General features: G+C 71.6%; 21 protein-coding genes and 1 riboswitch. Of the genes, 13 read left to right on the plus strand and 8 right to left on the minus strand.

Translation table 11 applies throughout. The annotated features are described in order from the left end of the window. Positions 1–95: 95 nt before the first annotated feature. Positions 96–1,034: a sucrase ferredoxin gene (locus E0500_RS19590; protein ID WP_131564902.1), complete on the minus strand. Its 939-nt coding sequence runs from the start codon at positions 1,032–1,034 to the stop codon at positions 96–98. 478 nt (positions 1,035–1,512) lie between these two features. After that, a complete protein-coding gene (locus E0500_RS19595; protein ID WP_181587285.1) occupies positions 1,513–1,650 on the minus strand; it encodes a hypothetical protein in 138 nt (45 codons plus the stop codon). A gap of 259 nt (positions 1,651–1,909) precedes the next feature. Here E0500_RS19595 and E0500_RS19600 point away from each other — a divergent pair, with 259 nt between their 5' ends. Continuing rightward, positions 1,910–3,064: a GTP-binding protein gene (locus E0500_RS19600; RefSeq protein WP_131564923.1), complete on the plus strand. Its 1,155-nt coding sequence runs from the start codon at positions 1,910–1,912 to the stop codon at positions 3,062–3,064. Between the two features lie 82 nt (positions 3,065–3,146). Here E0500_RS19600 and E0500_RS19605 read toward each other — a convergent pair whose 3' ends face one another. Beyond that, positions 3,147–5,600 (minus strand): DNA topoisomerase (ATP-hydrolyzing) subunit A, encoded by a 2,454-nt coding sequence (locus E0500_RS19605; protein ID WP_131564900.1) that lies wholly within the window; start codon positions 5,598–5,600, stop codon positions 3,147–3,149. 850 nt (positions 5,601–6,450) lie between these two features. Here E0500_RS19605 and E0500_RS19610 point away from each other — a divergent pair. The 4 genes from E0500_RS19610 (at position 6,451) to E0500_RS19625 (ending at position 11,312) form a co-directional block, all read left to right on the plus strand. Then, on the plus strand, positions 6,451–7,827 hold the full coding sequence (locus E0500_RS19610; RefSeq protein WP_131564921.1) for a pitrilysin family protein: 1,377 nt from the start codon (positions 6,451–6,453) through the stop codon (positions 7,825–7,827). After that, the gene (locus E0500_RS19615) at positions 7,824–9,212 is read left to right on the plus strand and encodes a pitrilysin family protein (RefSeq protein WP_131564898.1); all 1,389 of its coding nucleotides are present in this window, start codon (positions 7,824–7,826) and stop codon (positions 9,210–9,212) included. The genes E0500_RS19610 and E0500_RS19615 overlap by 4 nt, the downstream gene beginning before the upstream one ends. Positions 9,213–9,423: 211 nt before the next feature. Next, positions 9,424–9,589, plus strand: a riboswitch (cyclic di-AMP (ydaO/yuaA leader). Positions 9,590–9,601: 12 nt separating this feature from the next. Next, entirely contained in the window at positions 9,602–10,375 is a 774-nt protein-coding gene (locus E0500_RS19620; protein ID WP_131564895.1) for a M23 family metallopeptidase, read from the plus strand. 241 nt (positions 10,376–10,616) lie between these two features. Further along, positions 10,617–11,312, plus strand: a complete 696-nt coding sequence (locus E0500_RS19625) for a GntR family transcriptional regulator (RefSeq protein ID WP_131564893.1) — start codon at positions 10,617–10,619, stop codon at positions 11,310–11,312. A gap of 158 nt (positions 11,313–11,470) precedes the next feature. Here E0500_RS19625 and E0500_RS19630 read toward each other — a convergent pair whose 3' ends face one another. Next, complete coding sequence (locus tag E0500_RS19630; protein ID WP_131564890.1) at positions 11,471–11,752, minus strand: HPr family phosphocarrier protein; 282 nt, start codon at positions 11,750–11,752, stop codon at positions 11,471–11,473. Positions 11,753–11,991: 239 nt separating this feature from the next. Between E0500_RS19630 and E0500_RS19635 the strand changes: the two genes are divergently transcribed. The 7 genes from E0500_RS19635 (at position 11,992) to E0500_RS19665 (ending at position 20,453) form a co-directional block, all read left to right on the plus strand. Next, on the plus strand, positions 11,992–14,826 hold the full coding sequence (locus E0500_RS19635) for a GNAT family N-acetyltransferase (protein ID WP_131564888.1): 2,835 nt from the start codon (positions 11,992–11,994) through the stop codon (positions 14,824–14,826). A 56-nt stretch (positions 14,827–14,882) separates the two neighbouring features. Continuing rightward, positions 14,883–15,479: a DUF5998 family protein gene (locus tag E0500_RS19640; protein WP_131564886.1), complete on the plus strand. Its 597-nt coding sequence runs from the start codon at positions 14,883–14,885 to the stop codon at positions 15,477–15,479. Beyond that, on the plus strand, positions 15,479–16,720 hold the full coding sequence (locus tag E0500_RS19645) for an alkaline phosphatase family protein (protein WP_181587055.1): 1,242 nt from the start codon (positions 15,479–15,481) through the stop codon (positions 16,718–16,720). Before E0500_RS19640 ends, E0500_RS19645 begins: the two co-directional genes overlap by 1 nt. A gap of 79 nt (positions 16,721–16,799) precedes the next feature. Continuing rightward, a complete protein-coding gene (locus E0500_RS19650; protein ID WP_131563511.1) occupies positions 16,800–17,444 on the plus strand; it encodes a thymidine kinase in 645 nt (214 codons plus the stop codon). 270 nt (positions 17,445–17,714) lie between these two features. Continuing rightward, a complete protein-coding gene (locus tag E0500_RS19655) occupies positions 17,715–18,542 on the plus strand; it encodes an NmrA family NAD(P)-binding protein (RefSeq protein WP_131563512.1) in 828 nt (275 codons plus the stop codon). Positions 18,543–18,788: 246 nt separating this feature from the next. Further along, complete coding sequence (locus E0500_RS19660; protein WP_131563513.1) at positions 18,789–19,121, plus strand: hypothetical protein; 333 nt, start codon at positions 18,789–18,791, stop codon at positions 19,119–19,121. A gap of 339 nt (positions 19,122–19,460) precedes the next feature. Further along, complete coding sequence (locus E0500_RS19665; protein WP_131563514.1) at positions 19,461–20,453, plus strand: AraC family transcriptional regulator; 993 nt, start codon at positions 19,461–19,463, stop codon at positions 20,451–20,453. A gap of 296 nt (positions 20,454–20,749) precedes the next feature. Here E0500_RS19665 and E0500_RS19670 read toward each other — a convergent pair whose 3' ends face one another. Continuing rightward, positions 20,750–21,568 carry a VOC family protein gene (locus E0500_RS19670; protein WP_131563515.1) on the minus strand — a complete coding sequence of 273 codons (819 nt, stop codon included), beginning with the start codon at positions 21,566–21,568 and terminating at the stop codon, positions 20,750–20,752. A 325-nt stretch (positions 21,569–21,893) separates the two neighbouring features. Here E0500_RS19670 and E0500_RS19675 point away from each other — a divergent pair, with 325 nt between their 5' ends. After that, a complete protein-coding gene (locus E0500_RS19675) occupies positions 21,894–22,721 on the plus strand; it encodes a sulfurtransferase (protein ID WP_131563516.1) in 828 nt (275 codons plus the stop codon). 169 nt (positions 22,722–22,890) lie between these two features. Here the strand turns inward: E0500_RS19675 and sepH are convergent, their stop codons facing one another. The 3 genes from sepH to E0500_RS19690 all read right to left on the minus strand — a co-directional run bounded on the left by sepH (position 22,891) and on the right by E0500_RS19690 (position 26,916). Then, entirely contained in the window at positions 22,891–23,919 is a 1,029-nt protein-coding gene (gene sepH / locus E0500_RS19680) for a septation protein SepH (protein ID WP_131563517.1), read from the minus strand. 452 nt (positions 23,920–24,371) lie between these two features. Further along, positions 24,372–25,712 carry a D-arabinono-1,4-lactone oxidase gene (locus tag E0500_RS19685; protein WP_131563518.1) on the minus strand — a complete coding sequence of 447 codons (1,341 nt, stop codon included), beginning with the start codon at positions 25,710–25,712 and terminating at the stop codon, positions 24,372–24,374. Next, entirely contained in the window at positions 25,660–26,916 is a 1,257-nt protein-coding gene (locus E0500_RS19690; RefSeq protein ID WP_131563519.1) for an MFS transporter, read from the minus strand. The genes E0500_RS19685 and E0500_RS19690 overlap by 53 nt, the downstream gene beginning before the upstream one ends. Between the last annotated feature and the right edge of the window lie 44 nt (positions 26,917–26,960).

Consider the following 26,960-nt stretch of genomic DNA (forward strand, 5'->3'; position numbering starts at 1 on the left):
GTGGCGGGGTGAGCCGGGCCGAAGGGGAGTGGTGTGGATCTCCTGGCAGGGTGCGGAAGGAGCGGGTGGGTGCCCCGACCCGGCTCGACGCCGGTTCAGCTCGCCAGTGGCGTGGCCGACAGCTCCTGGACGGACACCACGTCCATCCGGGCGGGGGAGCCCAGGGGCGAGCCGCAGCTCTCCGGGCGGGGCGGCAGCGAGGCGCTCTGGGCGACGGTCACCTGCCACTGGCGGCCGTCGGCGTGGGCGACCGTCACCTCCCAGCGCGGAGCCGCGCCCCTCGTGGTGACGACGGTGAGGATGCCCGCCATGTCCTCGCCCGTCGCCGTGCGCACGGCCAGTTCGGCCGCCTGCCCGGGGCGCTCCCAGGCGGAGCTTCCGCGGCATCCCTCGGTGACGACGCGGCCTTCCCGCGCTGCTTGGAGGACGCTCTTGACGTGGTGGGCCTGGGCGCGGCCGTATGCGTATCCGGACGGCAGGACCAGCAGCGTGGGTGAGAAGCGGTGACCGCCCAGGTGGGTGACCTCCCAGACACCCTGCACTCCGGAGGAGGCCAGTTCGGCGGCGAGTGGCCGACCGAGGAGGGCGCAGCAGCGGTCGCGCTTGCCGTTGGTGCAGACGAGGGCCAGCGGGTCGCCTGTGTGGGGGCGCCCTCGCAGGACGGTGTCGAAGGTGTGAGGGTCCCCCATGCCGAGAGCGGGGAAGTCGAGGTCGAGCAACTGCTCCAAATCGGTGGTTGTGGTGCTGTGCAGCCATATGTTTCCGGGAACGGTGTGAGCCGCGTACACATGGCGTTCGCGGGCATCGTGGCAGTCCGCGTGGCGGCCGGGGCGGCGGATGAGCGCGACGCGCACACCGGTGTCTTCCGCCGCGGCTTCGAGGGCGCGGCCGACGGCCGGGTCCAGGTGGCTCGCAGTGAGGGCATGGGCACCCCAGGGGCCGGGCTGTTCCAGCAGCAGCCAGGTCCTCGCGGTGGTCGAGGTCCCCGCGAGGGGCTCGTCGAGGTGCCGCGACGCGGTCGTGCACGTACTCACAGAGGTGAGCCTAACCTGACTTGGGTCCCGGTGGCTTCCGGAGGCCGATCGGGGGCGCACAGAGGGCGCATACGGGATGCGCTCTGTGCGTGCCGGGCGTGCGCCCCGCCCCGCGGCCCGCTCTGCGCCCCGTTGGACGAACGGTCGCGTTTGAGTAGTTCTCCCGTGTGCCGCGCGTCTCTGTGCCGTGAAAATTCGGGGCAACGCTGATCGTCGAAGGGAGTGGGCGTGCTCCATTGCAGGTCTGCAGTGGTCGGGCTGGTCGGACTGGCCGTCAGTGGTCGGGCTGGTCGGACTGGCCGTTCTGGGGGTGGCCGGGTGCGGCGGCGGTGACCCGGGGCCGTCGGCGGCAATGGAGAAGGCGGTACTCAAGGAGTGCGGGCACGCCTCGTCGAACAGCCTTGCGGCCTCGGTGAGTTCACCGCGGAACGAGGCGACGATACCCAGGTGATGGCGAGTCCGGGTGAGCGCCGACGGGTCACCGTCTCGCCAGTTCCACGACATGGACCCCGTCCGGGAACTGCCGGGCGGCCGTGCCCGCCACCCGCAGCGCCAGCCGGGTCTTGCCCACGCCGCCGACGGCGGTCAACGTGACCAGGCGCGACACCGAGAGCATGCGCCGGACCTTCGTGACCTCGGTCCGCCGGCCGACCAACGCGGTAGGTCGGCCGGAACGGAGGTGGCCGGACCGACGGCCGCGTCCCTTTGCATGGTCACAACATACTGATCCTCGTCCTTATGGGGCCGACGCACGTGTGGTCGCGAACCATCGTTCACTTCGCGGGGATTCGGCCCGCTCGTATCCTGGGGCGACATTCATGTGGTGGGAGAGAGGGCGCGCGTTGAGCCAGGCGAACCGGGTCGACCAGTCGGACATGTCGTCGAGTCCGGATCCCCGGCAGATCACGGCGCCCGAGGGGTCACAGATCCCGGTCGTCGTCCTCGCGGGGTTCCTGGGCTCGGGCAAGACCACGTTGCTCAATCATCTGCTCCACCGGAGCGGGGGCAGCCGTATCGGGGCCATCGTGAACGACTTCGGTGCCATCGAGATCGACGCGATGGCCGTGGCCGGGGCGCTCGGAGACTCCACCGTCTCCCTCGGCAACGGCTGCCTGTGCTGTGCCGTCGACGTCAGCGAGCTCGATCTGTACCTTGAGCGGCTCGCCCGTCCCTCCGCCCGGATCGACGTCATCGTCATCGAGGCCAGCGGGCTCGCGGAACCGCAGGAACTCGTGCGCATGGTGCTCGCCAGTGAGAACCCGCGGGTCGTGTACGGCGGGCTCGTCGAGGTCGTCGACGCCGCCGAGTTCGACGCGACCCGTGAGAAGCACCCCGAGATCGACCGGCACCTCTCGCTCGCCGACCTCGTCGTCGTCAACAAGCTCGACCGGGCCGCGGACGGCGAGCGTGAGCGGGTCCTGGAGCTTGTTCGTTCCCTCGGCGACGGCGCCGCCGTCGTGCCCGCCACGTACGGCCGCATCGACCCGGAGTTCCTCTTCGACCGCAGGCCGGACGAGGAGCGGGTCGGGCAACTGTCCTTCGACGACCTCCACCGGCAGGCGGAGGGGGAGGGAGAGGGAGACGGAAGCGATGCGGGCCACGGGGACGGCGAGCACGGGCACGGTGAGCACTGCGGGCATCTCCACACCGCCTACGAATCGCTCGCCTTCACCTCCGAAGTGCCCCTCGGCCCACGCCGGTTGATGGAGTTCCTCGACAGCCGGCCCGACGGGCTCTACCGCATCAAGGGATACGTCGACTTCGGTGCCCACGACCGGGACAACCGGTATGCCGTGCACGCCGTGGGGCGGTTCCTGCGGTTCTACCCCGAGCCCTGGACGCCCGGCGACCCTCGCCGCACCCAGCTCGTCCTCATCGGGTCCGGCATCGACACGCCGACCCTCGGCAAGGAGCTTCGGGCCTGCGAGGACGGCGCCCCACACGCCGACGAGACGAGCATGTGGGGCGTCCTCCGGTACGTGCAGGATCCCGATGAGGCTCAGGACCCCGATGAGCTTCGGGAAAATTGATGGGGTTCAGAACCCCGCCGAGCCGGGCTCCGAGGCCCAGAGACGAGCCGGGCGCCCGGCCTCAGAGCGGTCCGGCCGGCGGTCAGACCGGTCCCGCGACCACCGACACCGTCTTCTGCAGCGACACACCCGAACCATCGCGGCGCGGGTCGGCCTCGGGCAGCTCGGCCGGGGTGCCGTTCTTCTGGGCGGCCCGTGCCGGGATCGGGCCCGCCCAGGCGAACGACAGACAGTCCTCGCCCTTCAGGAACCGCTGACAGCGCACACCGCCGGTGGCGCGGCCCTTGCGCGGATACTGGTCGAACGGCGTCAGCTTGGCGGTCGTCTGGACCGAGTCGTCCAGGGTGCCCCGCGAGCCCGCCACGGTGAAGACGATCGCGTCCGCCGCCGGGTCCACGGCCGTGAACGAGATGACCTTCGCGCCCTCGGTGAGCTTGATGCCGGCCATACCACCCGCCGGACGGCCCTGCGGGCGCACCTGTGAGGCCTGGTAGCGCAGCAGCTGGGCGTCGTCCGTGATGAAGACCAGGTCCTCCTCGCCCGTGCGCAGCTCGACGGCGCCGACGATCCGGTCGCCCTCCTTGAGCGTGATGACCTCCAACTCCTCCTTGTTGACCGGGTAGTCGGGGACCACACGCTTGACGACGCCCTGCGCGGTGCCGAGCGCCAGGCCCGGCGAGGACTCGTCCAGCGTCGTCAGGCAGACCACCGTCTCGCCGTCCTCCAGGGAGAGGAACTCCGACACCGGTGCGCCGCCCGAGAGGTTCGGTGCCGACACGGTCTCCGGGAGCTGGGGGAGGTCGATGACGTTCAGCCGCAGCAGGCGGCCCGACGACGTCACGGCGCCCACCTCGCCCCGGGCCGTCGCCGGCACGGCGGAGACGATCACGTCGTGCTTGGTCCGCCGCCCGTCCTCGTCCGGTGCGAAGGGCTCGCTGTTCGCCGTACGCGCCAGCAGGCCCGTCGAGGAGAGCAGGACGCGGCACGGGGCGTCCTCCACCTGGAGCGGGACCGTGGGCGCGGGGGTGCCGGAGGACTCGAGGAGCACCGTGCGACGGGACGTGCCGAACTTCTTGGCCACCGCGGCCAGTTCGCCCGAGACCAGCTTGCGCAGCTCCGCGTCCGACTCCAGGATGCGGGTCAGCTCCGCGATCTCCGCGTTCAGCCGGTCCCGCTCCGACTCCAGCTCGATCCGGTCGAACCTGGTCAGACGGCGCAGCGGCGTGTCCAGGATGTACTGCGTCTGGATGTCGCTCAGCGAGAAGCGCTCGATCAGGCGCTGCTTCGCCTCCGCCGAGTTGTCGCTGGAGCGGATCAGGCGGATCACCTCGTCGATGTCCACCAGTGCCGTGAGCAGGCCCTCGACCAGATGGAGCCGGTCGCGCCTCTTGCCGCGGCGGAACTCGGAGCGACGCCGTACCACGTTGAAGCGGTGGTCGAGGTAGACCTCCAGGAGCTCCTTCAGGCCCAGCGTGAGCGGCTGGCCGTCGACCAGCGCCACGTTGTTGATGCCGAAGCTCTCCTCCATCGGCGTCAGCTTGTAGAGCTGCTCCAGGACCGCCTCCGGCACGAAGCCGTTCTTGATCTCGATGACCAGGCGCAGGCCGTGCTGGCGGTCGGTGAGGTCCTTGACGTCGGCGATGCCCTGCAGCTTCTTCGAGCCGACCAGGTCCTTGATCTTGGCGATCACCTTCTCCGGACCGACGCTGAAGGGCAGCTCGGTGACGACCAGGCCCTTGCGCCGTGCCGTCACGCTCTCCACGGACACCGTGGCGCGGATCTTGAAGGTGCCGCGGCCCGTCTCGTACGCGTCCCTGATCCCGGAGAGGCCGACGATCCGGCCGCCCGTGGGGAGGTCGGGGCCCGGCACGTGCTTCATCAACGTGTCGAGGTCGGCGTTCGGGTGACGGATCAGGTGGCGGGCCGCGGCGATGACCTCGCTCAGGTTGTGCGGCGGCATGTTCGTCGCCATGCCGACGGCGATGCCCGACGCGCCGTTCACCAGCAGGTTCGGGAACGCGGCGGGCAGCGCCACCGGCTCCTGCTCCTGGCCGTCGTAGTTGGGCGCGAAGTCCACCGTGTTCTCGTCGATGGACTCGGTCATCAGGCTGGTCGCGTCGGCCATCCGGCACTCCGTGTACCGCATGGCGGCCGGAGGGTCGTCGTTGCCCAGAGAGCCGAAGTTGCCGTGGCCGTCGACCAGCGGCACGCGCATGGAGAAGGGCTGGGCCAGGCGCACCAGGGCGTCGTAGATCGACGCGTCGCCGTGCGGGTGCAACTTACCCATGACCTCGCCGACGACGCGGGCGCACTTCACGTAGCCGCGGTCGGGGCGCAGGCCCATCTCGCTCATCTGGTAGACGATCCGGCGGTGCACCGGCTTGAGGCCGTCGCGGGCGTCCGGCAGGGCTCGGGAGTAGATGACCGAGTACGCGTACTCCAGGAAGGAGCCCTGCATCTCGTCGACGACGTCGATGTCGAGGATCCTCTCCTCGTACGCGTCGTCGGGCGGAGTCTTCGTGCTGCGGCGGGCCATCGCTGCTGCGGCTCCTTCACAGTCTTGCCGGGGCATGAACGGGATCTGACGGGCTCCATTGTGGCCCGACCCACCGACAACCCGGACCACGCCCCTTCCACAGGGGCCCCTCTCCGCCCCTCCCAACACGGCGCCGGAGCGCCCGGCGTGCACGTCGGGGCGGGGGGAGGAGGAGTACGCCGGCACGGCGGAGAAGCGTCGCCAGGCGCTCACGTCAACATGGCGCCGCTCCCGCTCCCCCGGCCCGTACCCGGCCATGGTGCCGCACCGTTCCTGGTGTTGTTGGCCAGTGTTGGCCGAACTCCGCATCCGGGATGTCCCGGACTGCCCCGCGAACGGTCTTCGGGGTCGAAAGGCGCGCTGATCCTCCCCCACTGCCTTAAGGGCGTGGGAGGTACCCCCACGGCGATCCGCGTCTTACGGCCCGGTGGGCTTGCACGAAGTCCTCGGCGGGGCTGGTCCACCCTCCCTGCGGTCCTCGGCTGCAAGCGCCCCGACGGGTAGCTCTCTCGGCCCGATCCTCTGGTCGCGCGCGAGTCACACCTCGCCGATAACAGGCACTCCGCTGTGACCGACAACATGAGAATATCACCCACAGGGAGCATTTGATGGCACACCGTGACCAAGCCTGTCAGCAGTTGCCCACCCGAGTTCCTCTACGGCCCGGCCCCTGGCCCCGGCTCGCGCCGGGCCTACATGACTCCCCGCACTCCCACCCGGGAGTCTCGCTCTGGGCGTACGGGAACCGGGAACTTCGCCAGCTGTCCGCACGCTTGCATACAGTGGCAGGACCGGCAGGAAGAGCGCGGTTTTCCACGACAGCTTCCGCGATGAAGGGACGTACATGCCCATGGGTCACACGGCCACAGCCGAGGCAGGCACCGGGGGCCTGACAGCGACCGAGCACCGCCTGGCCAATGGGCTGCGCGTGGTGCTCTCCGAGGACCACCTGACCCCGGTCGCGGCGGTGTGCCTCTGGTACGACGTCGGCTCCCGTCACGAGGTCAAGGGCCGCACCGGCCTCGCCCACCTCTTCGAGCACCTGATGTTCCAGGGCTCGGCCCAGGTGCCGGGCAACGGCCACTTCGAGCTGGTCCAGGGCGCGGGCGGCTCGCTGAACGGTACGACGAGCTTCGAGCGCACCAACTACTTCGAGACCATGCCCGCCCACCAGCTGGAGCTCGCCCTCTGGCTGGAGGCCGACCGCATGGGCTCGCTGCTCACGGCGCTGGACGACGAGTCCATGGAGAACCAGCGGGACGTCGTCAAGAACGAGCGCCGCCAGCGCTACGACAACGTCCCCTACGGCACCGCCTTCGAGAAGCTGACCGCCCTCTCCTACCCGGACGGCCACCCGTACCACCACACCCCGATCGGTTCGATGGCCGACCTGGACGCGGCCACGCTGGAGGACGCGCGCGCGTTCTTCCGCACCTACTACGCGCCCAACAACGCGGTGCTCTCCGTGGTCGGCGACATCGACCCGGAGCAGACGCTCGCCTGGATCGAGAAGTACTTCGGGTCCATCCCCGGGCACGACGGGAAGCCCGCCCCGCGGGACGGTTCGCTGCCGGAGACCATCGGCGAGCAGCTGCGTGAGGTCGTGGAGGAAGAGGTCCCCGCGCGCGCGTTGATGGCGGCCTACCGCCTCCCGGAGGACGGCACGCGCGAGGCCGACGCGGCCGACCTGGCGCTGACGGTCCTCGGCGGCGGCGAGTCGTCCCGCCTCTACAACCGGCTCGTACGGCGCGACCGTACGGCCGTCGCCGCCGGGTTCGGCCTGCTGCGGCTGGCGGGGGCGCCCTCCCTGGGGTGGCTCGACGTGAAGACCTCCGGCGACGTCGAGGTCCCGGTCATCGAGGCCGCCGTCGACGAGGAGCTCGCCCGGTTCGCCGCCGAGGGCCCCACGGCCGAGGAAATGGAGCGCGCCCAGGCCCAGTTGGAGCGCGAGTGGCTGGACCGGCTCGGCACGGTCGCGGGCCGCGCCGACGAACTGTGCCGGTACGCCGTCCTGTTCGGCGACCCGCAGCTCGCCCTCACCGCCGTCCAGCGCGTGCTCGACGTGACCGCGGAGGAGGTCCAGGCCGTCGCCCAGGCCCGGCTGCGGCCCGACAACCGCGCGGTGCTCGTGTACGAGCCGATCACGGCCGGGAGCGGGGACGCCGACGAAGCCGACGAGACCGCCGAAGCCGCGGTGACCGACGAGAACGAGGAGTCGGCCAAGTGACCGAGCTCGCGACCATGGACTTCCACCCGCAGCCCCAGGCCGGCGACGCCAGGCCCTGGGCGTTCCCGGCGCCCGAGCGCGGCGCGCTCGACAACGGGCTGACCGTGCTGCGCTGCCACCGCCCCGGCCAGCAGGTCGTCGCCGTCGAGGTGCTCCTCGACGCCCCCCTCGACGCCGAGCCCACGGGCCTCGACGGGGTCGCCACGATCATGGCCCGTGCCTTCTCCGAGGGCACCGACAAGCACTCCGCGGAGGAGTTCGCCGCCGAGCTGGAGCGCTGCGGCGCCACCCTCGACTCGCACGCCGATCACCCCGGCGTACGTCTCAGCCTCGAAGTCCCCGTCTCGCGGCTCCCCAAGGCGCTCGGTCTGCTCGCCGACGCCCTGAGGGCCCCCGCGTTCGCGGACAGCGAGGTCGAGCGGTTGGTGCGGAACCGGCTCGACGAGATCCCGCACGAGACCGCCAACCCGGCCCGCCGTGCCGCGAAGGAGCTCTCCAAGGAGCTGTTCCCGGCGACCTCGCGCATGTCGCGTCCGCGCCAGGGCACCGAGGAGACGGTCGAGGGCATCGACTCGGCGGCCGTGCGCGCCTTCTACGAGAAGCACGTGCGGCCCGCCACGGCCACCGCGGTCGTCGTCGGCGACCTCACCGGCGTCGACCTGGACGCGCTGCTCGGCGACACCCTGGGCGCCTGGACCGGCTCCTCGGCCCAGCCGCGCCCCGTGCCCGCGGTGACCGCCGACGACACCGGCCGCGTCGTCATCGTCGACCGCCCCGGAGCCGTCCAGACGCAGCTGCTCATCGGCCGCGTCGGCGCCGACCGCCACGACCGAGTGTGGCCGGCCCAGGTGCTCGGCACGTACTGCCTCGGCGGCACCCTCACCTCCCGCCTGGACCGTGTCCTGCGCGAGGAGAAGGGCTACACCTACGGTGTGCGGGCGTTCGGCCAGGTGCTGCGCTCCGCGCCCGACGGCTCGGGCGCCGCGATGCTCGCCATCAGCGGCTCCGTCGACACGCCGAACACGGGCCCGGCCCTCGACGACCTGTGGACCGTGCTGCGCACCCTCGCCGCCGAGGGCCTCACCGACGCCGAGCGTGACGTCGCCGTGCAGAACCTCGTCGGGGTCGCCCCTCTCAAGTACGAGACGGCCGGCGCCGTCGCGAGCACCCTCGCCGACCAGGTCGAGCAGCACCTGCCGGACGACTACCAGGCGACGCTGTACCGGCAGCTCGCCGCGACCGGCACCGTGGAGGCCACCGCGGCCGTGGTGAACGCCTTCCCGGTGGACCGCCTCGTGACGGTCCTCGTCGGTGACGCCGCGCAGATCGAGGAGCCCGTCAAGGCACTCGGCATCGGCGAAGTCTCCGTCGTACGCGCCGAGTAGAGCGCCCGCACGGGCCCAGCCGGGCCCACCGGCTTCCGGGGTCCTGGTGACGAAAGAGTCATCAGGGCCCCGGATGTCTGTTTTGCGGGGGAAGTTGCCTGTCTGCCCTGTGGTGTGCGCTACAAAACCCCTGCTTCGTTTGTGATTTCAAAGAGGGCCCGCTTAGCGTCTGTTCGGCTGTTCGTCAGCAGTGCGCCGCACCCGCGGCACCGGACAGTCATCGCCGAGTCCCCGAACGGCGCGAGCCAGGGGAGCCGGGGACCCAATCGCAGTCCCTGGGGTGAATCGGACGCCCTTCCCATGGTGAAGGGGGACCGTAGGAGACCTTCCTGCTCCGAACCCGTCAGCTAACCCGGTAGGCGAGAAGGAAGGAAAGGACCAGCCACTTCATGGCGTTCACCTGCGCCACCGGGAAGCACCGCCGCGCCGGCCGGATGAAGCGCGCGACCACGAAGGCCGTCGGCGCCGCCGCGCTCACCACCTCCGGCGTCATCGGCACGCTGGCCGCCCCCGCCTTCGCCGCGGACACCTCCGCCGGACAGACCGGGCTCACCCAGGCCATCGAGATCGGCGACGCGGTGGCCGAACAGATCGACGCCCAGGCCGTCGCCCAGCAGCAGGCCGCCGCGGAGGCGGCCGCGCAGAGGAAGGCCGAGGCCCTCGCGAAGCGGCGCGCGGAGGAGGCGGCCGAGGCGGCCAAGAAGGAGCGCGAGGCCAAGGCGCGCGCCGCCCGTGAGGCCGAGCGCAAGCGCCTCAACACCTTCGTCGCCCCGGTCAGCGGCTCGTACGTCTCGACCGGCTACAAGTCCGGCGGCGCCGCCTGGTCCTCCGGCAGCCACACCGGCATCGACTTCCACGCCTCCTCGGGCACGGTCGTCCGCGCGGTCGGCTCCGGCACCGTCGTCGAGGCGGGCTGGGGCGGTGCCTACGGCAACAACATCGTCATCAAGATGCACGACGGCACGTACACGCAGTACGGCCACCTGTCGTCCATCGGGGTCTCCGTCGGCCAGACGGTCACCCCGGGCCGGCAGATAGGCCTGTCCGGGGCGACCGGCAACGTCACGGGCCCGCACCTGCACTTCGAGGCCCGCTCGACGGCCGAGTACGGCTCGGACATGGATCCCGTCGCGTATCTGCGCTCGCACGGCGTGAACGTCTGACGGCACGCGCCCGCCGCCGACCGCGGACGTCTCGCCGTCCGCCCGTGTCCCAGCGGCACCACGAGGCTCTACGAGGCCCCGGCTCACCGAGCCGGGGCTTTCGTCGTTGTGACGTGCCTCCTGTCCAAAAAATATCCCTGGATTCCGGCCCGGCATCGGAATTTCCGGCCAACTGCAATAGAGTCGCTTGAGCGCACGTCAATCAATGGCGTTTCACGGGGATTAAGGCGGAGGTCCGGTCATGCGTATTCCGGCGCACTCGGTATGCACGGCGATCCGTGATGACATCGTCGCGGGTGTCTACGAGCGCGGCAGCCGGCTCACCGAGGAACTCCTCGCCCGCCGGTACGGCGTCAGCCGAGTCCCCGTCCGTGAGGCGCTGCGCACGCTGGAGGCCGAGGGCTTCGTCGTCACCCGACGGCACGCGGGCGCGTGTGTCGCGGAGCCCACCGAGCAGGAGGCCTCCGACCTGCTGGAGATGCGCATGCTGCTGGAGCCGCTGGGCGCCGCGCGCGCCGCCCAGCGCCGTACCGAGGCGCACCTGAAGGTGCTGCGGGGCCTGGTCAGGCTGGGGCAGGAGCGGGCCAGGCGGGGCAACAGCGATGACCTGCGCTCACTCGGGGGCTGGTTCCACGAGACGCTCGCCCAGGCCTCCGGCAGCCCCGCGCTGACCTCGACGCTCGCCCAGCTGCGCCACAAGATCGCCTGGATGTACGCGGTGGAGGCGCCCGCCGGCCCCGTCGAGTCCTGGGCCGAGCACGGCGGCATCGTCGACGCCGTGGCGCGCGGCGACAGCGAGCGGGCCCGCACGATCACGGCCCTGCACGCCGAGCGCGCGACCGCCGCGCACCGGCTGCGATTTCCCGGTCAGGCCGACCGCGCCGAGCGTGTGAGGACTTCGCAACATCCCGTAAACATCACGGGCCTGCGGCATTAACAGGAGAGCCGTATACAAAGAGGGCCGAATTCGGCGGGGGATTCGCGGGGGATTATTTCTGCTGCCCTCGAAGAGGAAATGCGAAGGGCTCGCCCGATAATTCGGACGAGCCCTTCGATGTGTGCGCGGGTGGCCTTTCGGGCCTATTGCCGCGTCACTCAGACGGTTTCGGGAAGCTCTTCGAGCCCCTCGGCGACCAGCTTCGCCAGGCGGTCGAGCGCGGCGTCCGCGCCCTCGGCCTCGGAGGCGAGCACTATCTCCTCGCCGCCCTTGGCGCCCAGGCCCAGCACGCCCAGCATGGAGGCCGCGTTGACGGGGGTGCCGTCGGCCTTGGCGATCGTCACGGGGATACCGGAGGCCGTGGCGGCCCGGACGAAGATGGAGGCGGGACGGGCGTGGAGGCCCTCGGCCCAGCCGACGTTGACGCGGCGCTCAGCCATGTGTTGCTGCCCTTCAGGTGTCATCAGGTGTCATCAGGTGTCATCAGGTGTCATCAGGTGTCTCAACCGGTCTGGACCGGGTTGTCCAGGTCGGTCTCCCGCTTCGTGGAGCGGGTCCGGATCGGGCCCACGGCCTGACCGCGATCCGGCTGTTGTGTGTCCCCCAGACTGCCCCGCGCCGTGTTCGTGCGCGAGACCGCCCCGCGCCGTTGTCGTACGCGAGTCCTACTCTGGGGCCCATGCAGACCTCGTCGGACCGGCGCGAGTACCCCGCCCACTGGGAGGCTGACGTGGTGCTGCGCGACGGCGGCACCGCGCGCGTGAGGCCCATCACCGTTGATGACGCCGAGCGCCTGGTCAGCTTCTACGAGCAGGTGTCCGACGAGTCGAAGTACTACCGCTTCTTCGCGCCGTACCCTCGCCTGTCCGCCAAGGACGTCCACCGCTTCACGCACCACGACTTTGTGGACCGGGTGGGACTCGCGGCCACGGTCGGCGGCGAGTTCATCGCCACCGTACGCTATGACCGCATCGATGCAGCGGGCATGCCCGCGTCAACTCCGGCGGACGAGGCCGAGGTCGCCTTTCTCGTGCAGGACGCCCATCAGGGGCGGGGTGTCGCGTCCGCGCTCCTCGAACACATCGCGGCCGTCGCCCGCGAGCGCGGCATCCGCCGCTTCGCCGCCGAGGTGCTCCCCGCCAACACCAAGATGATCAAGGTGTTCACCGACGCCGGGTACCAGCAGCAGCGCAGCTTCGAGGACGGAGTCGTCCGCCTGGAGCTCGACCTGGAGCCCACCGACCGCTCCCTCGCCGTGCAGCGCGCGCGGGAGCAGCGCGCCGAGGCCCGGTCCGTGCAGCGGCTGCTCGCGCCCGGCTCGGTCGCCGTCATCGGCGCGGGACGCGCGCCCGGAGGCGTCGGCCGCAACGTGCTCGCCAACCTGCGGGACGCAGGATTCACCGGGCGCCTGTACGCCGTCAACAGGGCCGTTCAGGACGAGGAGCTCGGCGGAGTCCCGGCGTACCGATCCATCCGCGAGATCGCCGAGCCCGTCGACCTCGCGGTCGTCGCCGTCCCGGCCGAGCACGTCCCCGAGGTCGTCGCCGAGTGCGGCGAGCACGGCGTCCAGGGCCTCGTGGTCCTCTCCGCCGGGTACGCCGAGAGCGGCCCCCAAGGGCGCGAGCGCCAGCGCGAACTGGTGCGCCAGGCCCGCACCCACGGCATGCGCATCGTCGGGCCCAACGCCTTCGGGATCATCAACACCTCGCCCGGCATCAGGCTCAACGCCTCCCTCGCTCCCGAGATGCCGCGCCCCGGACGGATCGGCCTCTTCGCCCAGTCCGGGGCCATCGGCATCGCCCTGCTGTCCCGGCTCCACCGGCGCGGGGGAGGAGTCACCGGCGTCACGGGCGTGTCCACCTTCGTGTCGTCGGGCAACCGCGCGGACGTCTCCGGCAACGACGTGCTCCAGTACTGGTACGACGATCCGGACACCGACGTCGCCCTCATGTACCTGGAGTCCATCGGCAACCCGCGCAAGTTCACACGCCTCGCGCGCCGCACGGCCGCGGCCAAGCCGCTGGTCGTGGTCCAGGGTGCGCGCCACGGCGGTGCGCCACCCCAGGGGCACCCCGTACGTGCCACGCGGCTGCCGCAGGCCACCGTCTCCGACCTGCTGCGACAGGCCGGCGTGATCCGCGTGGACACGATCACCGAGCTCGTCGACACGGGGCTGCTGCTGGCCCGCCAGCCCCTGCCCGCCGGCCCGCGCGTGGCGATCCTCGGCAACTCGGAGTCGCTCGGACTGCTGACGTACGACGCGTGCCTCGCCCAGGGGCTCGGCCCCCTGCCGCCGCTGGACCTCACGACCGGGGCCTCGGCGGGGGACTTCCACGCGGCCCTGGCGCGGGCGCTGGCGGACGACGCGTGCGACGCCGTGATCGTGACGGCCATACCGGCGGTGGGCGAGACGTCCGCCGCCGACGAGGCCCTCGCCGAGGCGCTCCGCTCGGCGGCGGCCGCCGCCCCGGCCAAGCCGGTCCTCGTGGTCCACGTGGAGTTGGGCGGACTCGCGGACGCCCTCTCCCGGGCCGCCGGCACGGCACCCCGCGCCGTACCGCTCCCCGACGAACGGCCGGCACGCGCGCGAGTGGAGGACGTCCTGCTTCCGGATGACGCTCTGCCCCCGGATGCACTGCCCGCGGAGGGCGCCCGACTCATCCCCGCCTACCCCGCCGCCGAGCGCGCCGTCCGGGCCCTCGCCGAAACCGTGCGGTACGCACAGTGGCGCCGCGACGCCACGGACCCCGGGAGGGTGCCGGAGTACGAGGACATCGACGAGAAGGGCGCCGCCGACCAGATCGAGGCGCTCCTCGCGCGCGGGGAGGGGCTCACGCTCGGCACCGGCCAGACGTGCGCGCTCCTCGCCCGGTACGGCATCCCGGTGCGCGAGGCCCGGCCCGCGCCCACCCCGGACGAGGCCGTCGCGGCGGCGCGCGCCCTCGGCTACCCCGTGGCCCTCAAGGCCACCGCCCCGCACCTGCGGCACCGCGCCGACCTGGGCGGCGTACGGCTCGACCTGACGGACGAGGAGCAACTGCGCCGGGCGTACGCGGAGTTGACCGGCCTCTTCGGAAAGTCCGAGGAGCTGCGGCCCGTCGTGCAGGGCATGGCCCCACGCGGCGTCGACACGGTCGTACGGGCCGTGATCGACCCGGCGGCCGGAGCCGTGGTCTCCTTCGGGCTCGCGGGGGCCGCCTCGCAGCTGCTCGGCGACACCGCGCACCGACTGATTCCGGTCACCGACCGGGACGCGGCCTCACTGGTCCGGTCGATCCGGACAGCGCCGCTCCTCTTCGGCTGGCGCGGCTCGGCACCGGTCGATGTCGCCGCCCTCGAAGAACTGCTCCTGCGGGTGTCCCGACTGGTCGACGACCATCCGGAGGTCGTCGCGGTCTCCCTGGAGCCGGTCGTCGTCGCTCGGTACGGCCTGAGCGTCCTCGGCGCCACCGTACGGCTGGCGCGTCCGCCCGCCCGCGACGACCTCGGCCCCCGTACGCTCCCGGTGTACTGATCCGACCGCGACAGTCACGGCAGAGCGGTCCCTCGCAGTCAGTGTGCCCCCGTAGGATGGACGTCATGGCCAAGACCAGTACGACGACTCAGGGGCTGCGGGCGGCGATCGAGCGCAGCGGCTACTACCCGGCCCTCGTGGCCGAGGCGGTGGAGGCCGCCGTCGGCGGCGACGCCGTCCGGTCGTACCTGGTCCATCAGGAGACGACGTTCGACGCCAACGAGGTGCGGCGGCACGTCACGGTGCTCGTCCTCACCGGCAACCGCTTCATCGTGAGCCACACCGACGAGCAGACCGCGGACAGCACGTCCCCGACGCCGTACGCCACGACGTCCACCGAGTCCGTGAAGCTCGGCCGGATCTCGTCGGTCGTCGTCAGCCGGGTGGTCGCGAACCCGGAGTCGTACTCGCCGGGCACACTGCCCCGCGAGGTCGTCCTGACCATCGGCTGGGGAGCCGTCTCCCGCATCGACCTGGAGCCCGCGGCCTGCGGCGACCCCAACTGCGAGGCGGACCACGGCTACACGGGCAACTCGACGGCGGACGACCTCAGCCTGCGCGTCAGCGAGGCCGGGGACGGCCCGGAGACGGTGCGCCAGGCCCTCGCCTTCGCCCAGTCCCTCTCCGAGGCGACCGCGGACACCGCCCGCTGATGTCCCACGCGTCCCCGCCCACCGCCCCCGACCCGGGGCGCTCGGTGCCCGCCCCGCCCGCCCCTCTCTGGGACGAGCCCGAATCCCTCGATGTGAGCTCGGCCCCCGTGCCCGAGTACGGCACCGGCTCGCTGGCCGACCTCCTGCCGACCCTCGCGGCGGGCATGGAGGTCCCCGGCACGACCGCCGCCATGACGGAACTGACCGCGGCCGACCGGAACTGCGTCTTCCTGATCGACGGGCTGGGCTGGCAGCAGCTGAGGGAGCACCCGGACGAAGCCCCCTTTATGACCTCGCTGCTCGCGTCGTCGCGGGGTGGCACCGGCCGCCCGATCACAGCGGGCTACCCGGCGACCACCGCGACCTCCCTCACGTCCGTCGGCACGGGCCTGCCTCCGGGCGCACACGGGCTGCCCGGTTACACGGTCCGCAACCCCGAGACAGACGAGCTGATGAACCAGCTCCGCTGGACCCCCTGGACCGCACCGCGGGCGTGGCAGCCGTACCCCACGGTCTTCCAGCTGGCCGCCGAGGCGGGCGTCCACACCGCCCAGGTCTCCTCGCCGGCCTTCGAGACCACCCCGCTCACCCAGATCGCACTCAGCGGCGGAACCTTCCACGGACGGCTCTCCGGCGAGGAGCGCATGGACCTGGCGGCCGAGCAACTGGCCGCCGGAGACCGCTCGCTGGTGTACACCTACTACTCCGAGGTGGACGGCAAGGGCCACCGCTTCGGTATCGACTCCGACGCCTGGCGCGGGCAGCTGATGTACGTCGACCGGCTGGTCCAGCGCCTGGCGGAGCAACTCCCGCCGCGTACCGCCCTGTACGTCACCGCCGACCACGGCATGATCGATATCCCGTTCGACGAGCAGCACCGCATCGACTTCGACGAGGACTGGGAACTGCGCGCCGGGGTCGCCCTGTTGGGCGGCGAGGGGCGGGCCCGCCACGTGTACGCGGTGCCGGGTGCCGAGGCGGACGTCCTGACCTGCTGGCGCGAGGTACTGGGCGAGCAGTTCTGGGTGGCGTCCCGCGACGAGGCCATCGCGGCGGGCTGGTTCGGCCCCACGGTCGACGAACGCGTGTACGCGCGCATCGGTGATGTCGTGGCCGCGGCCCGCGACGACGTACTGATCATCGCCTCCGAAAGGGAACCGAAGGAGTCCGCGATGGTCGGCAACCACGGCTCGATGACGCCCGTGGAACAACTCATCCCGCTCCTGGAAGTACGCACCTGAAGCCTCCCGTCCGCAGCGCGGCGTCCGTGCCGGGCGCCCGGTCCTGCCCCGAACCCTTCTGAAAGGTCCTCGCCTTCCCATGCCCGAGCTGGTGTTCTTCTCCGGAACGATGGACTGCGGGAAGTCGACTCTGGCGCTTCAGATCGCGCACAACCGCTCGGCTCGCGGTCTGCAGAGCCTGATCTTCACGCGGGACGACCGTGCGGGGGAGGGCAAGCTGTCCTCGCGTCTGGGACTGGTGACCGAGGCGGTGGAGGCCACGCCCGAGCTGGATCTCTACGTCTTCGTGGTGGAGCGCATGTCGCGGGGCGGCAAGGTCGACTACATCGTCGTGGACGAGGCCCAGTTCCTGTTGACCGAGCAGATAGACCAGCTGGCCCGGATCGTGGACGATCTGGACCTCGACGTGTTCGCGTTCGGCATCACCACGGACTTCCGGACCAGGCTCTTCCCCGGTTCACAGCGGCTGATCGAGCTGGCGGACAGGGTGGAGACGCTCCAGGTCGAGGCGATGTGCTGGTGCGGGGCACGGGCCACCCACAACGCCCGCACGGTCGGTGGCGAGATGGTCGTCGAGGGCGAGCAGGTCGTGGTGGGGGACGTGGGCATGGGGACCGTCGGCTACGAGGTTCTGTGCCGTCGTCACCATCGCAAGCGGATGACGAGCGCGACGGCGCACGCGGCGGCGCTGTCTCCCGACGTGCTGCCGGTCACGTCGAGCTGACCTACCAATGCCGCGGTGACGCCGGGGAGTTCGGGGGCTGGTCCGGTGTCGCTGGTGGTCCGTCAGGAGTGTTCCAGCGCCAAGTAACCCGGGCACTGGCAAGGAACTGGCCCCGGCCGGGGCCACGGTGAACGCCGTCTGTCTCGCGGATGAGGTGGCGGAGATGGTCGTCCACCTGGCCGGACCGCCCCGGCACTCTTGAGACGATTGCGTATGGAACTGAGCTTGGAGGCTATGTTCCGTCCAGGGTGATCGCGCTTCACTGGAGCCATGACCCACAGCACGAAGAACGACAACCTGACCCTCGTCATCGGCGGCACGGGCAAGACCGGTCGCCGTGTGGCGGACCGGCTCACCTCACAGGGGCGCCCGGTCCGCATCGGCTCCCGCAAGGGCGAGCGGCCGTTCGTCTGGGAGGACCCCGGCACCTGGGGACCGGCCCTGGACGGTGTCGGCTCGGCTTACGTCACCTACTACCCCGACCTCGCCTTCCCTGGCGCGAGCGAGACCATCGCGGAGTTCTCGCAGTTCGCCGTCGCCCACGGCACGCGCCGGCTCGTCCTGCTCTCCGGCCGGGGCGAGGAGGGCGCCGTCGCCTCCGAGGACTCACTGAAGAAGTCAGGCGCCGACTGGACCGTCGTGCGGTGCGACTGGTTCAACCAGAACTTCAGCGAGAGCTTCTTCCTGGAGCCGGTCCTGGCCGGCGAGCTCGCCCTCCCCACCGGCGACTGCGTGGAGCCCTTCGTCGACGCCGACGACATCGCCGACGTGGCGGCCGCCGCGCTCACCGACGACCGGCACATCCACGCCACATACGAACTGTCCGGACCCCGCCTGCTCAGCTTCCGCGACGTGGCGGACGAGCTGTCCGCGGCGACCGGCCGCACCATCACCTACATCCCCGTCTCCAGCGACGACTACCGAGCGGCTCTCGTCGAGGCGGGCCAGCCGGCGGAGCTCGCCGACCTCTTCGCACTCATCCTGGACGGCCGCAACGCCAGCCTGGTGAACGGCGTCCAGGAAGTACTGGACCGCGAACCGCGCGACTTCTCCGCCTACGCGCGGGACACAGCCGCCACCGGCGTGTGGAACGCATAGAGCCTGTCCGGCGCACCGCTGGCGGACAGGTCCCGGACACCCGGCGCAAGCGGTCAGGGGCCGTGCGGGACCTGCGTATCTGCCGGGTCCGGACTCGGGGCACCGCGCGTCGGGGCACCGGACGAAAACGGTGGGAAGAGATGGACGCGCCGCTGACGACCGAGGGTGGTCCGGCCCCGCTGTCCCCGTCATCTGCACGGGTTCGCCCTCACACACATCGCGATGCGGCGGGGTTCCGGGAGAATCGTGTCGGCTGTTCCCCCGTTGACCACCACCGGGTTTCCCGCCGCGGCCGACTGGTGGCGGCAACGGTGCAGCATCATCGACTGGCACCACAACACCGAGGACGACATTCGGTGGCCCGGCCTGATCGAGTGGCTGCCGAGCTTCGCCGCCCACTCCAACCGGAGGGTCCGGGAGCAGGTGTGCCTGCCGGTCTTCCCCCAGGTGCCCGCCGACGTCATGCAGGCCCCGGTCCGTCTCCTCGGCCGCACGGCTCCGCGGCATCACCCGGCCGCGCTGACCGCGCGCCCGGGCTGCCGCCCGCCACCGAACCGCACATCAGCCGTACCCCGGTGAGGAGCCCATGCGCTACCGCTGCCCGGACGACGAGACGTTCGTCTCCATCATCCAGCGGATCAACGGGGTCCTCGACGACGACGCGGCCTTCGGCGCGCTCTTCCTGGGCGTCTTCCTCGCCACCGGCCTTGCCGCCACCCTGCTGCGCGCGGCGAGTTCGAACGTCTGTGGCGCACCGCCAACGTCCTGCGCACCGTCAGCTGCGCCGCCGCGCTCGGCGTACTCGCCCGGACCGTCCTGTCGCGTGCCCGTACCGCCCCGGAGCCTGTCCGGCCGCCCAAATGATCACGTGGCCGTGTGGTCTGCTGCGAGGGGACGGACACCTTGTACTTTGACGGGATGGACACCTTGACCGGTCTGCTGGAGAGCCCCAAGGCCCGTGGTGCGTTCCTGCTGAAGTCCGTCTTCCAGCCCCCCTGGGGGATGCGCATCGAGGACCGGGCGCCCCTGTCGGTCGTGACGATGCTGCACGGTGACGCCTGGGTGCTGCCCGACCGCGGCCGTCCGCTCCTCCTGCGCCCCCGTGACGTGGCCGTGCTGCGCGGCCCCGATGCCTACACCATCGCCGACCACCCGGACACCGAGCCGCGCATCGTCGTCGGCCCGGAACAGCGCTGCCAGACCACCGACGGCCAAGACGTCACCGAACGCATGGCCCTGGGCGTGCGCACCTGGGGGCAACCCGACCGTGCCGGCTCCTCCGTGATGCTCAGCGGCACCTACCAGGCCCCCAGCGAGATCGGCGCCCGCATCCTGTCCGCCCTGCCGGTGCTGCTGGTCCGGCCGGCCTCCGCCGGGGCCGACCCGCTCGTCGGAGTGCTCGCCGAGGAGATCGACAAGGACGAGGTCGGCCAGGAGATCGTCCTGGACCGGCTGCTCGACCTGCTGCTCATCAACGTCCTGCGCACCTGGCTCGCGGACCCGGAGTCCGGAGCGCCGCCCTGGTTCAGGGCACAGAGCGACCCGGTCGTGGGTCCCGCCCTGCGGCGGCTGCACGAACAGCCCCACCTGCCCTGGACGGTGGCCTCGCTCGCCGACTCGGTGGGCGTCTCACGCGCCGGTCTCGCCCGGCACTTCACCCAGCTGGTCGGGGAGCCCCCGATGTCGTATCTGACGGGCTGGCGGCTCACGCTCGCCGCGGACATGCTGCGCGATCCGGACGCGACCGTGGCCAGTGTCGCCCGGCGGGTCGGATACAGCGGGGCCTTCGCTCTGAGCGCGGCCTTCAAACGGGTCCGCGGCGTCAGCCCGCAGGAGTTCCGCAAGGGCGTCGGAAGACGGACGGTGCGCCCGACCGGGCTGTCACCCCAGACCGTGGTCCTCGATCGCTGATCGCGCCCCGTCACCGGCCCAGCGGGTCACCGGCCCGTGAGGGGTGACTCCCGGCGGGCCGGTACGGTGACCGCCGCGAGCAGCAGCCCGTCTCGCCCGACCCAGTGCCCGGTGTACTGCGTCCGTGCCGCGGCAGTCTCGTCGCAGTACCAGGCCACGGCGCCAGCGCGCGATGGCCGCCGGGGCGCGCGACGGTGCGCACCGTACCGGCCCACGAGCATCGGGACGCCGGCCGAAGAAGCCCTGGCCCGGCGTGCGTGCGGGTGAGCGCTCGCAGCCGGGCGCCGAGCCCCGGCTCAGCGGCTCGTGCGGCCCTCTGTGCGGACCAGTGTGTGGACCAGGGAGAACACCGCGCCCTCCGGGTCCGCCACCGTGGCCACGCGGCCGTGGGGTGTGTCCCGGGCGGGCTTGAGGAGGTGGCCCCCGAGGCCGGTGACGCGGGTGACCGCCTCGTCGGTGTCGGCGACCTCGAAGGAGGTCAGCCAGTGGGGGCCCCGGTCGCGGGGGAGGGATCTGCCGACGCCGTGGATGCCGGCTACCGGCCGGCCCTCGACGCGGAGGGTCACGTAGTCGACGTCGGCGGCGGCGAGTGACTCCTCCTCGTAGCCGAAGACCGTCTCGTAGAACTTGGCGACGCCGATGGCGTCACGGGTGAAGAGTTCGTTCCATGCGGGCGTGCCGGGGACGCCCGCGACGGCGGTGCCGAGGTGGGCCGCGGCCTGCCAGATCCCGAAGACGGCGCCCGAGGAGTCCGAGGCGATGGCCATGCGGCCCGCGTCGGCGGCGTCCAGGGGGCCGACACCGACCGTGCCGCCGCAGTGCCGCACCATCGCGGCGGTCTTGTCCACGTCGGCCGAGGCGAGGTAGGGCGTCCACGCGATGGGCAGATGACGGTCGGACGGCAGCTGACCGATCCCGGCCACTTCGTGTCCGTCGAGCAGAGCCCTTACGTACGGGCCCAGTTGCTGCGGTCCCGGCCGGAACTCCCAGCCGAACAGCGCCCCGTAGAAGTCCTGGGTGGCGGCCATCCCGTGCACCATCAGACTCACCCAGCATGGTGTGCCGGGCGGATACGTTTCACCGTCCAGGCCGGCCGAACCCCGTGCCTCGGTCATCGTCACTACTCTCCTCGGCCCCTCGCGGCGGCCGTGTCGCCGCCGCTCACCGTACGCGCATACCGCCTTCACGCGCGTGCGCGTCCCGTGCTGATGCTCGCACCCCCCGTGCGCGGCTCGCCCCTGCCGCGCCGCCGCGGTTCGGCGAACTACGGGGAAGGGTGCCCGAATTGCCGCTTCCCGTCCGATGGCGCGCCGTACCGCGCGAGTCCTGCGGATGTACAGCATGTGCCCGATCCCGTACGCCTCGTGATCGGGTCTGTCCGGCCGAGCACAGTAGCCGGACCTGGACGACAGGGCCACCCCGTGCGCAAGGATGGGGTGCATGAAAGCCATCATCTCCGCAGCCGGACTCGCGACTGAGCTCACGGGCCCGACCCCGCCGGTCCTTCTCGACGTCCGCTGGCAGCTGGCCGGCCCGAACCTGCGACCCGAGTACGAGAAGGCGCACATCCCGGGCGCCTTCTTCATCGACCTGGATGCCGAACTCGCAGGTCCCGCGGGCGCCCGCGGCCGGCATCCGCTGCCGGACACGGAGGTCTTCGGCGCCGCGATGCGGGCGGCCGGGGTCTCGGCGGACCGGGACGTCGTGGTGTACGACGGCGGGCTCGGCTGGGCCGCCGCGCGCGCGTGGTGGCTGCTGCGCTTCACCGGACACCCGTCGGTACGCGTCCTCGACGGGGGCCTCGCGGCCTGGGACGGCCCGTTGACGTCGGAGGTCCCCGAACCGGTTCAGGGAACCTTCGTACCGGCTCCGGGCGCCCTGCCGCTGCTGGACGCCGATGGTGCCGCCGCGCTCGCCCGCACCGGGCTGCTCCTCGACGCGCGGGCGCCCGAGCGGTACCGCGGTGACGTCGAGCCCATCGATCCCGTCGCCGGACACATTCCGGGCGCGGTCTCGGCACCCACCACGGAGAATGTGGCCGAATCCGGTCGGTTCCTGCCCGCCGCCGAACTCGCCGACCGCTTCAGGGCACTGGGCACGTCCGGTGCCCCGGAGGTCGGTGTCTACTGCGGGTCGGGTGTCTCGGGCGCCCACGAGGTCCTCGCGCTGGCCGTCGCCGGCATCCCGGCCGCCCTGTACGTCGGCTCGTGGTCGGAGTGGAGCCAGGACGGCAACCGCCCGGTGGCGACGGGCCCGGACCCCCAGTGATCTGCGCGGCCGCCAGGTGACATCGGCCGGCTCCTGCTGACGCCCGGCATGCCGTGGGGCCCGCATCTGAACGATGCGGGCCCCACGCACGTACCTGTGACCAGTCGACTGGTCCTGCTCCTTCGAGTCCCGGTTCTTCTGGTCCGTGCTTCTGGTCCTGCCTGTTCCGCTAGTCCTGCTTCTTCCGACGTGTACCGAACACGATTTCGTCCCAGCTCGGCACCGCCGCGCGCCGGCCCGGACGGACACCGTCCGCCTCGGCCTGGCGGTCGGTGGAGCCGACGAGGCGCTCGCGATGGCTGGCCACCGAGCGCGGCATGAGCACGTCCGCGTAAGCGGAACCGGCCGAGGCCGCGGGAGCCGGTGGCTCCTCCGCCTCGGGCTCCGGCGCGGGCTCCTCCTGCGTCTCCGCGGGCCGCTCGGGCACCACGAGGTCGCCCCGGTAGCTGGGCACGGCCTCCAGGATGCTGGTGAGCGAGTCGCGATCGTCCGTGCTCTCCTCGGCGGGCTCGGATGCCTGGGATGGCAGGATGGGGCGCTCCACAGGGCGGTCCAGGGGGCGGTCCCGTGGCAGCCGGGCGATCCGCGGCACGAACGGGAAGCTCGGCTCGGCCGCCCCGAGGTCGTCGGACTCACCGATCAGCGAGCGCGCCTCGTCGTCGACGGCCTGGACGAGCCGCCGGGGCGGGTCGTACGTCCAGGTCGCCGAGTGCGGCTCACCCGCGACCCGGTAGACCAGCAGCACCTCCCAGGTGCCGTCGTCGCGGCGCCAGGAGTCCCACTGGGCGGTTTCCTTCTCGGCGCCGCGCAGGAGCAGCCGCTCCTGGACGGCCTCGCCGAGCTGGGGACCGGCCGCGTTCTCGCCGGGGCGCCGCACCGGAGTCTTGCGCGCCCGCTCGGCCATGAAGGCGCGCTCGGCGAGCACGGGACCTTCGAAGCGGCGTACGCGGTCGACGGGGATGCCGGCGAGCTGCGCGACCTCCTCGGCCGACGCACCGGCGCGTATACGGGCCTGGATGTCACGGGGGCGGAGATGGCTCTCCACCTCGATCTCGATCTGGCCGAGGCGTGGCCGGTCGCCGCGGACGGCGGCGCGGAGCCGCTCGTCGATCGGGAGTGTGTACTCCGTTGCGTCGGCAGCCTTCAGCACCAGCCGTGTGCCGTCATTTGAGACGGCCACGACACGCAGTTCGGGCATGGGGACCTCCCGGGTGGTGCCTGCCGACGTCACGTGCGTCGCTGCTTCCGCTAGTCGAGTGTGGCCTGCCCGGGTGCAGCCTGCCACAACCTTGCCGAGTTGCCCGGCGTGTCGGGCGTTGGCCCTGGGCCGCCGTTATGGCACGGTTACCTTTTCGCAACGCTAAGTGACGAATCTCATCACCCTGTGCAACGATCCCCCTCCCGGCGGTCCTCGAAGGCCCCGGACACCCTGGCGGGAGTCCGGATCCAGGGCTCGCAACAGTACTCCATTCGGGCCACTTGCGTGGATCGGCACGCCGCCCAACTTCTCGCAAGGGGTGCGAGTTGGTCGGCCGAAGCGCCGTTTTTCGTGCCGATGGAGCATGACGCACCGGATGAAACCGGTGGAAACGGGGTGAATCTCCTCGCTCATGCGTCCCGCTCTCGCGCAGCCGCACGGGCGCGGGGTGGCTACGGGCCCAACACCCTCCGCAGGTAGTCGTTCTGGAAGCGGCGATCGGGGTCCAGCCGGTCACGGAGCGCGGTGAACTCGCCGAAGCGGGGATAGACACCGGAGAAGTAATCGGCGTCGCGCGTGTGGACCTTGCCCCAGTGCGGGCGTCCCTCGTGTGCCGTGAAGATCCGCTCTGCCGCGGTGAAGTACGCCCGGTAGGGCGTGCCCTTGAACATGTGGACGGCGACGTACGCGCTGTCGCGGCCCGACGCCGTGGAGAGCGTGATGTCGTCGGCCGGCGCCGTGCGGACCTCCACGGGGAAGCTGACGCGCAGGGGAGAGCGGTCGATCATCGCCTTCAACTCCCGCAGCGTGTCCACCAGTGCCGCACGCGGCACGGCGTACTCCATCTCCACGAAGCGCACCCGGCGCGGAGACGTGAAGACCTTGTAGGGAATGTCGGTGTACGTGCGCGCGGACAGGGCACGGCTGGAGATCCGGGCGATCGTGGGGACCGTGGCGGGGACGGCACGGCCGACCCAGTTGGCCACCTGGAAGACGCCGTTGGAGAGGAACTCGTCCTCGAACCAGCCGCTGAGCGGGGGGACGGGCTTCTCGGGGCCCGCGCTGCGGTTGTTGCGCTTGGTGTTGGTGTTGCCGGTGTGCGGGAACCAGTAGAACTCGAAGTGCTCGTTCTCGGCCCAGAGTTCGTCGAACTCCGCGAGGACCCTGTCGAAGGCCATCGGTTCCTCGCGGGCCGTGAGCAGGAAGAGGGGCTCCACGGCGAACGTGATCGCGGTGACGATCCCCAGGGCGCCGATGCCTATTCGGGCGGCCGCGAAGATCGCGCGTTCCTCGGCGGTCCCCGTCGCGGAGCAGGTGAGGACCGAGCCGTCGGCGGTCACCAGCTCAAGTTCCCTGATCTGCGCGGCGATCGAGGCCGACTCGCGGCCGGTGCCGTGGGTGCCGGTACTGGTCGCGCCCGACACCGTCTGTTCCATGATGTCGCCCATGTTCGTGAGCGACAGTCCCTCGCGCGCGAGGGCCATGTTGAGACGCTTGAGCGGGGTGCCGGCCTCGACGGTGACCGTCATGGCGTCGCGGTCGATCCTGCGTATCCCGGCCAACAGTTGAGGGCGGATCAGCACACCGTCGGTCGCGGCGGCCGCCGTGAAGGAGTGCCCGGTGCCGACGGCCTTCACCCGCAGGCCGTCCTCGGCGGCCTGCCGTACGGCCGCGGACAGTTCGTCCACGGAGGCGGGTGTGACCTCGCGTACCGGACGGGCGGTGACGTTCCCGGCCCAGTTACGCCATGTTCCGCTGCTCGTGCTCGTCGTGCCGCTCGCTGTGCTGCTCATGGGCTCCTCCCCGCTGCGCAGCCGGCCTGCGCAGCCGGCGGTACCCGAGGAAACCGACCGTGACCGCGACGGCACCGGACACCGCCGGAACCCCGTACCCGGCGTCCGCTCCGGCGGCGTCGATCACCCAGCCGGACACGGAGGAGCCGAGCGCGACCCCGACCGCGAGTCCGGTGCTCACCCAGGTCATGCCCTCGGTCAGTTGCGCGCGTGGTACGTGCTCTTCGATGAGGGACATCGTCGTGATCATCGTCGGTGCGACGGACAGGCCCGCGACGAAGAGCGCCACAGCCAGAAACGGCAGGTTCCCGACCAGTAGGAGGGGGATCATACTCACGGCCATGCCGCACACGCCCAGCAGCCACCGGCGTTCCGGGGCTCCCGCGAAGCGCAGCAGGCCGAAGACGATCCCCGCGAGGCAGGATCCCGCCGCGTACACGGAGAGAACGACACTCGCTGCGGCCTTGTGGCCCCGCTCGTCGGCGAAGGCCACGGTGACCACGTCGACGGCTCCGAAGATCGCCCCGGTCGCCACGAAGGTGCCCACCAGGACCTGCAGGCCGGGGGAGCGCAGCGCCGACCGTCCACCGCCGCCGTGGGTTTCGCGCGGGTGCGGTGCGGGCTCGGTGGCGCGCTGGGCCGTCAGCCAGAACACGCCGACCGCGAGAAAGCAGGCGGCGAGCAGCGGCCCGGCCTCCGGGAACCAGGCCGTGGACAGCCCGATGGAGAAGATCGGCCCGAAGATGAAGCAGACCTCGTCCACCACGGACTCGAAGGAGTACGCGGTGTGCAGGTGCGGGGTGCCCCGGTAGAGCGTCGCCCAGCGCGCGCGGGTCATCGCCCCGATGCTGGGGGTGCAGCCGACGCCCGCCGAGCAGACGTACAGCACCCAGTCCGGCCACCCGTGGTGCGCGGCGAACAACAACCCGGCCGCCGCGGCCAGCGTGAGGAGGGTCGCCGGGCGCAGCACCCGGCGCTGCCCGTACTGGTCCACCAGGCGGGAGACCTGAGGCCCGGCCACGGCTGCGGACAGGGCGATGGTCGCCGACAGCGCGCCCGCGAGCCCGTACCGGCCGGTGAGCTGGGAGACCATCGTCACCACGCCGATGCCCATCATCGACAGCGGCATCCGGCCGAGGAGACCCGCGGCGGTGAAGCCCTTGGTGCCGGGGGCGGCGAACAGGGCGCGGTAGGGGCTGGGCACGTGGGTCTCCGGGTCTGCCGTGGGACCGGTCGGCTGGATGGGCC

It is taken from the genome of Streptomyces sp. KM273126, from assembly GCF_004337435.2.
Lineage (GTDB): Bacteria > Actinomycetota > Actinomycetes > Streptomycetales > Streptomycetaceae > Streptomyces > Streptomyces acidicola.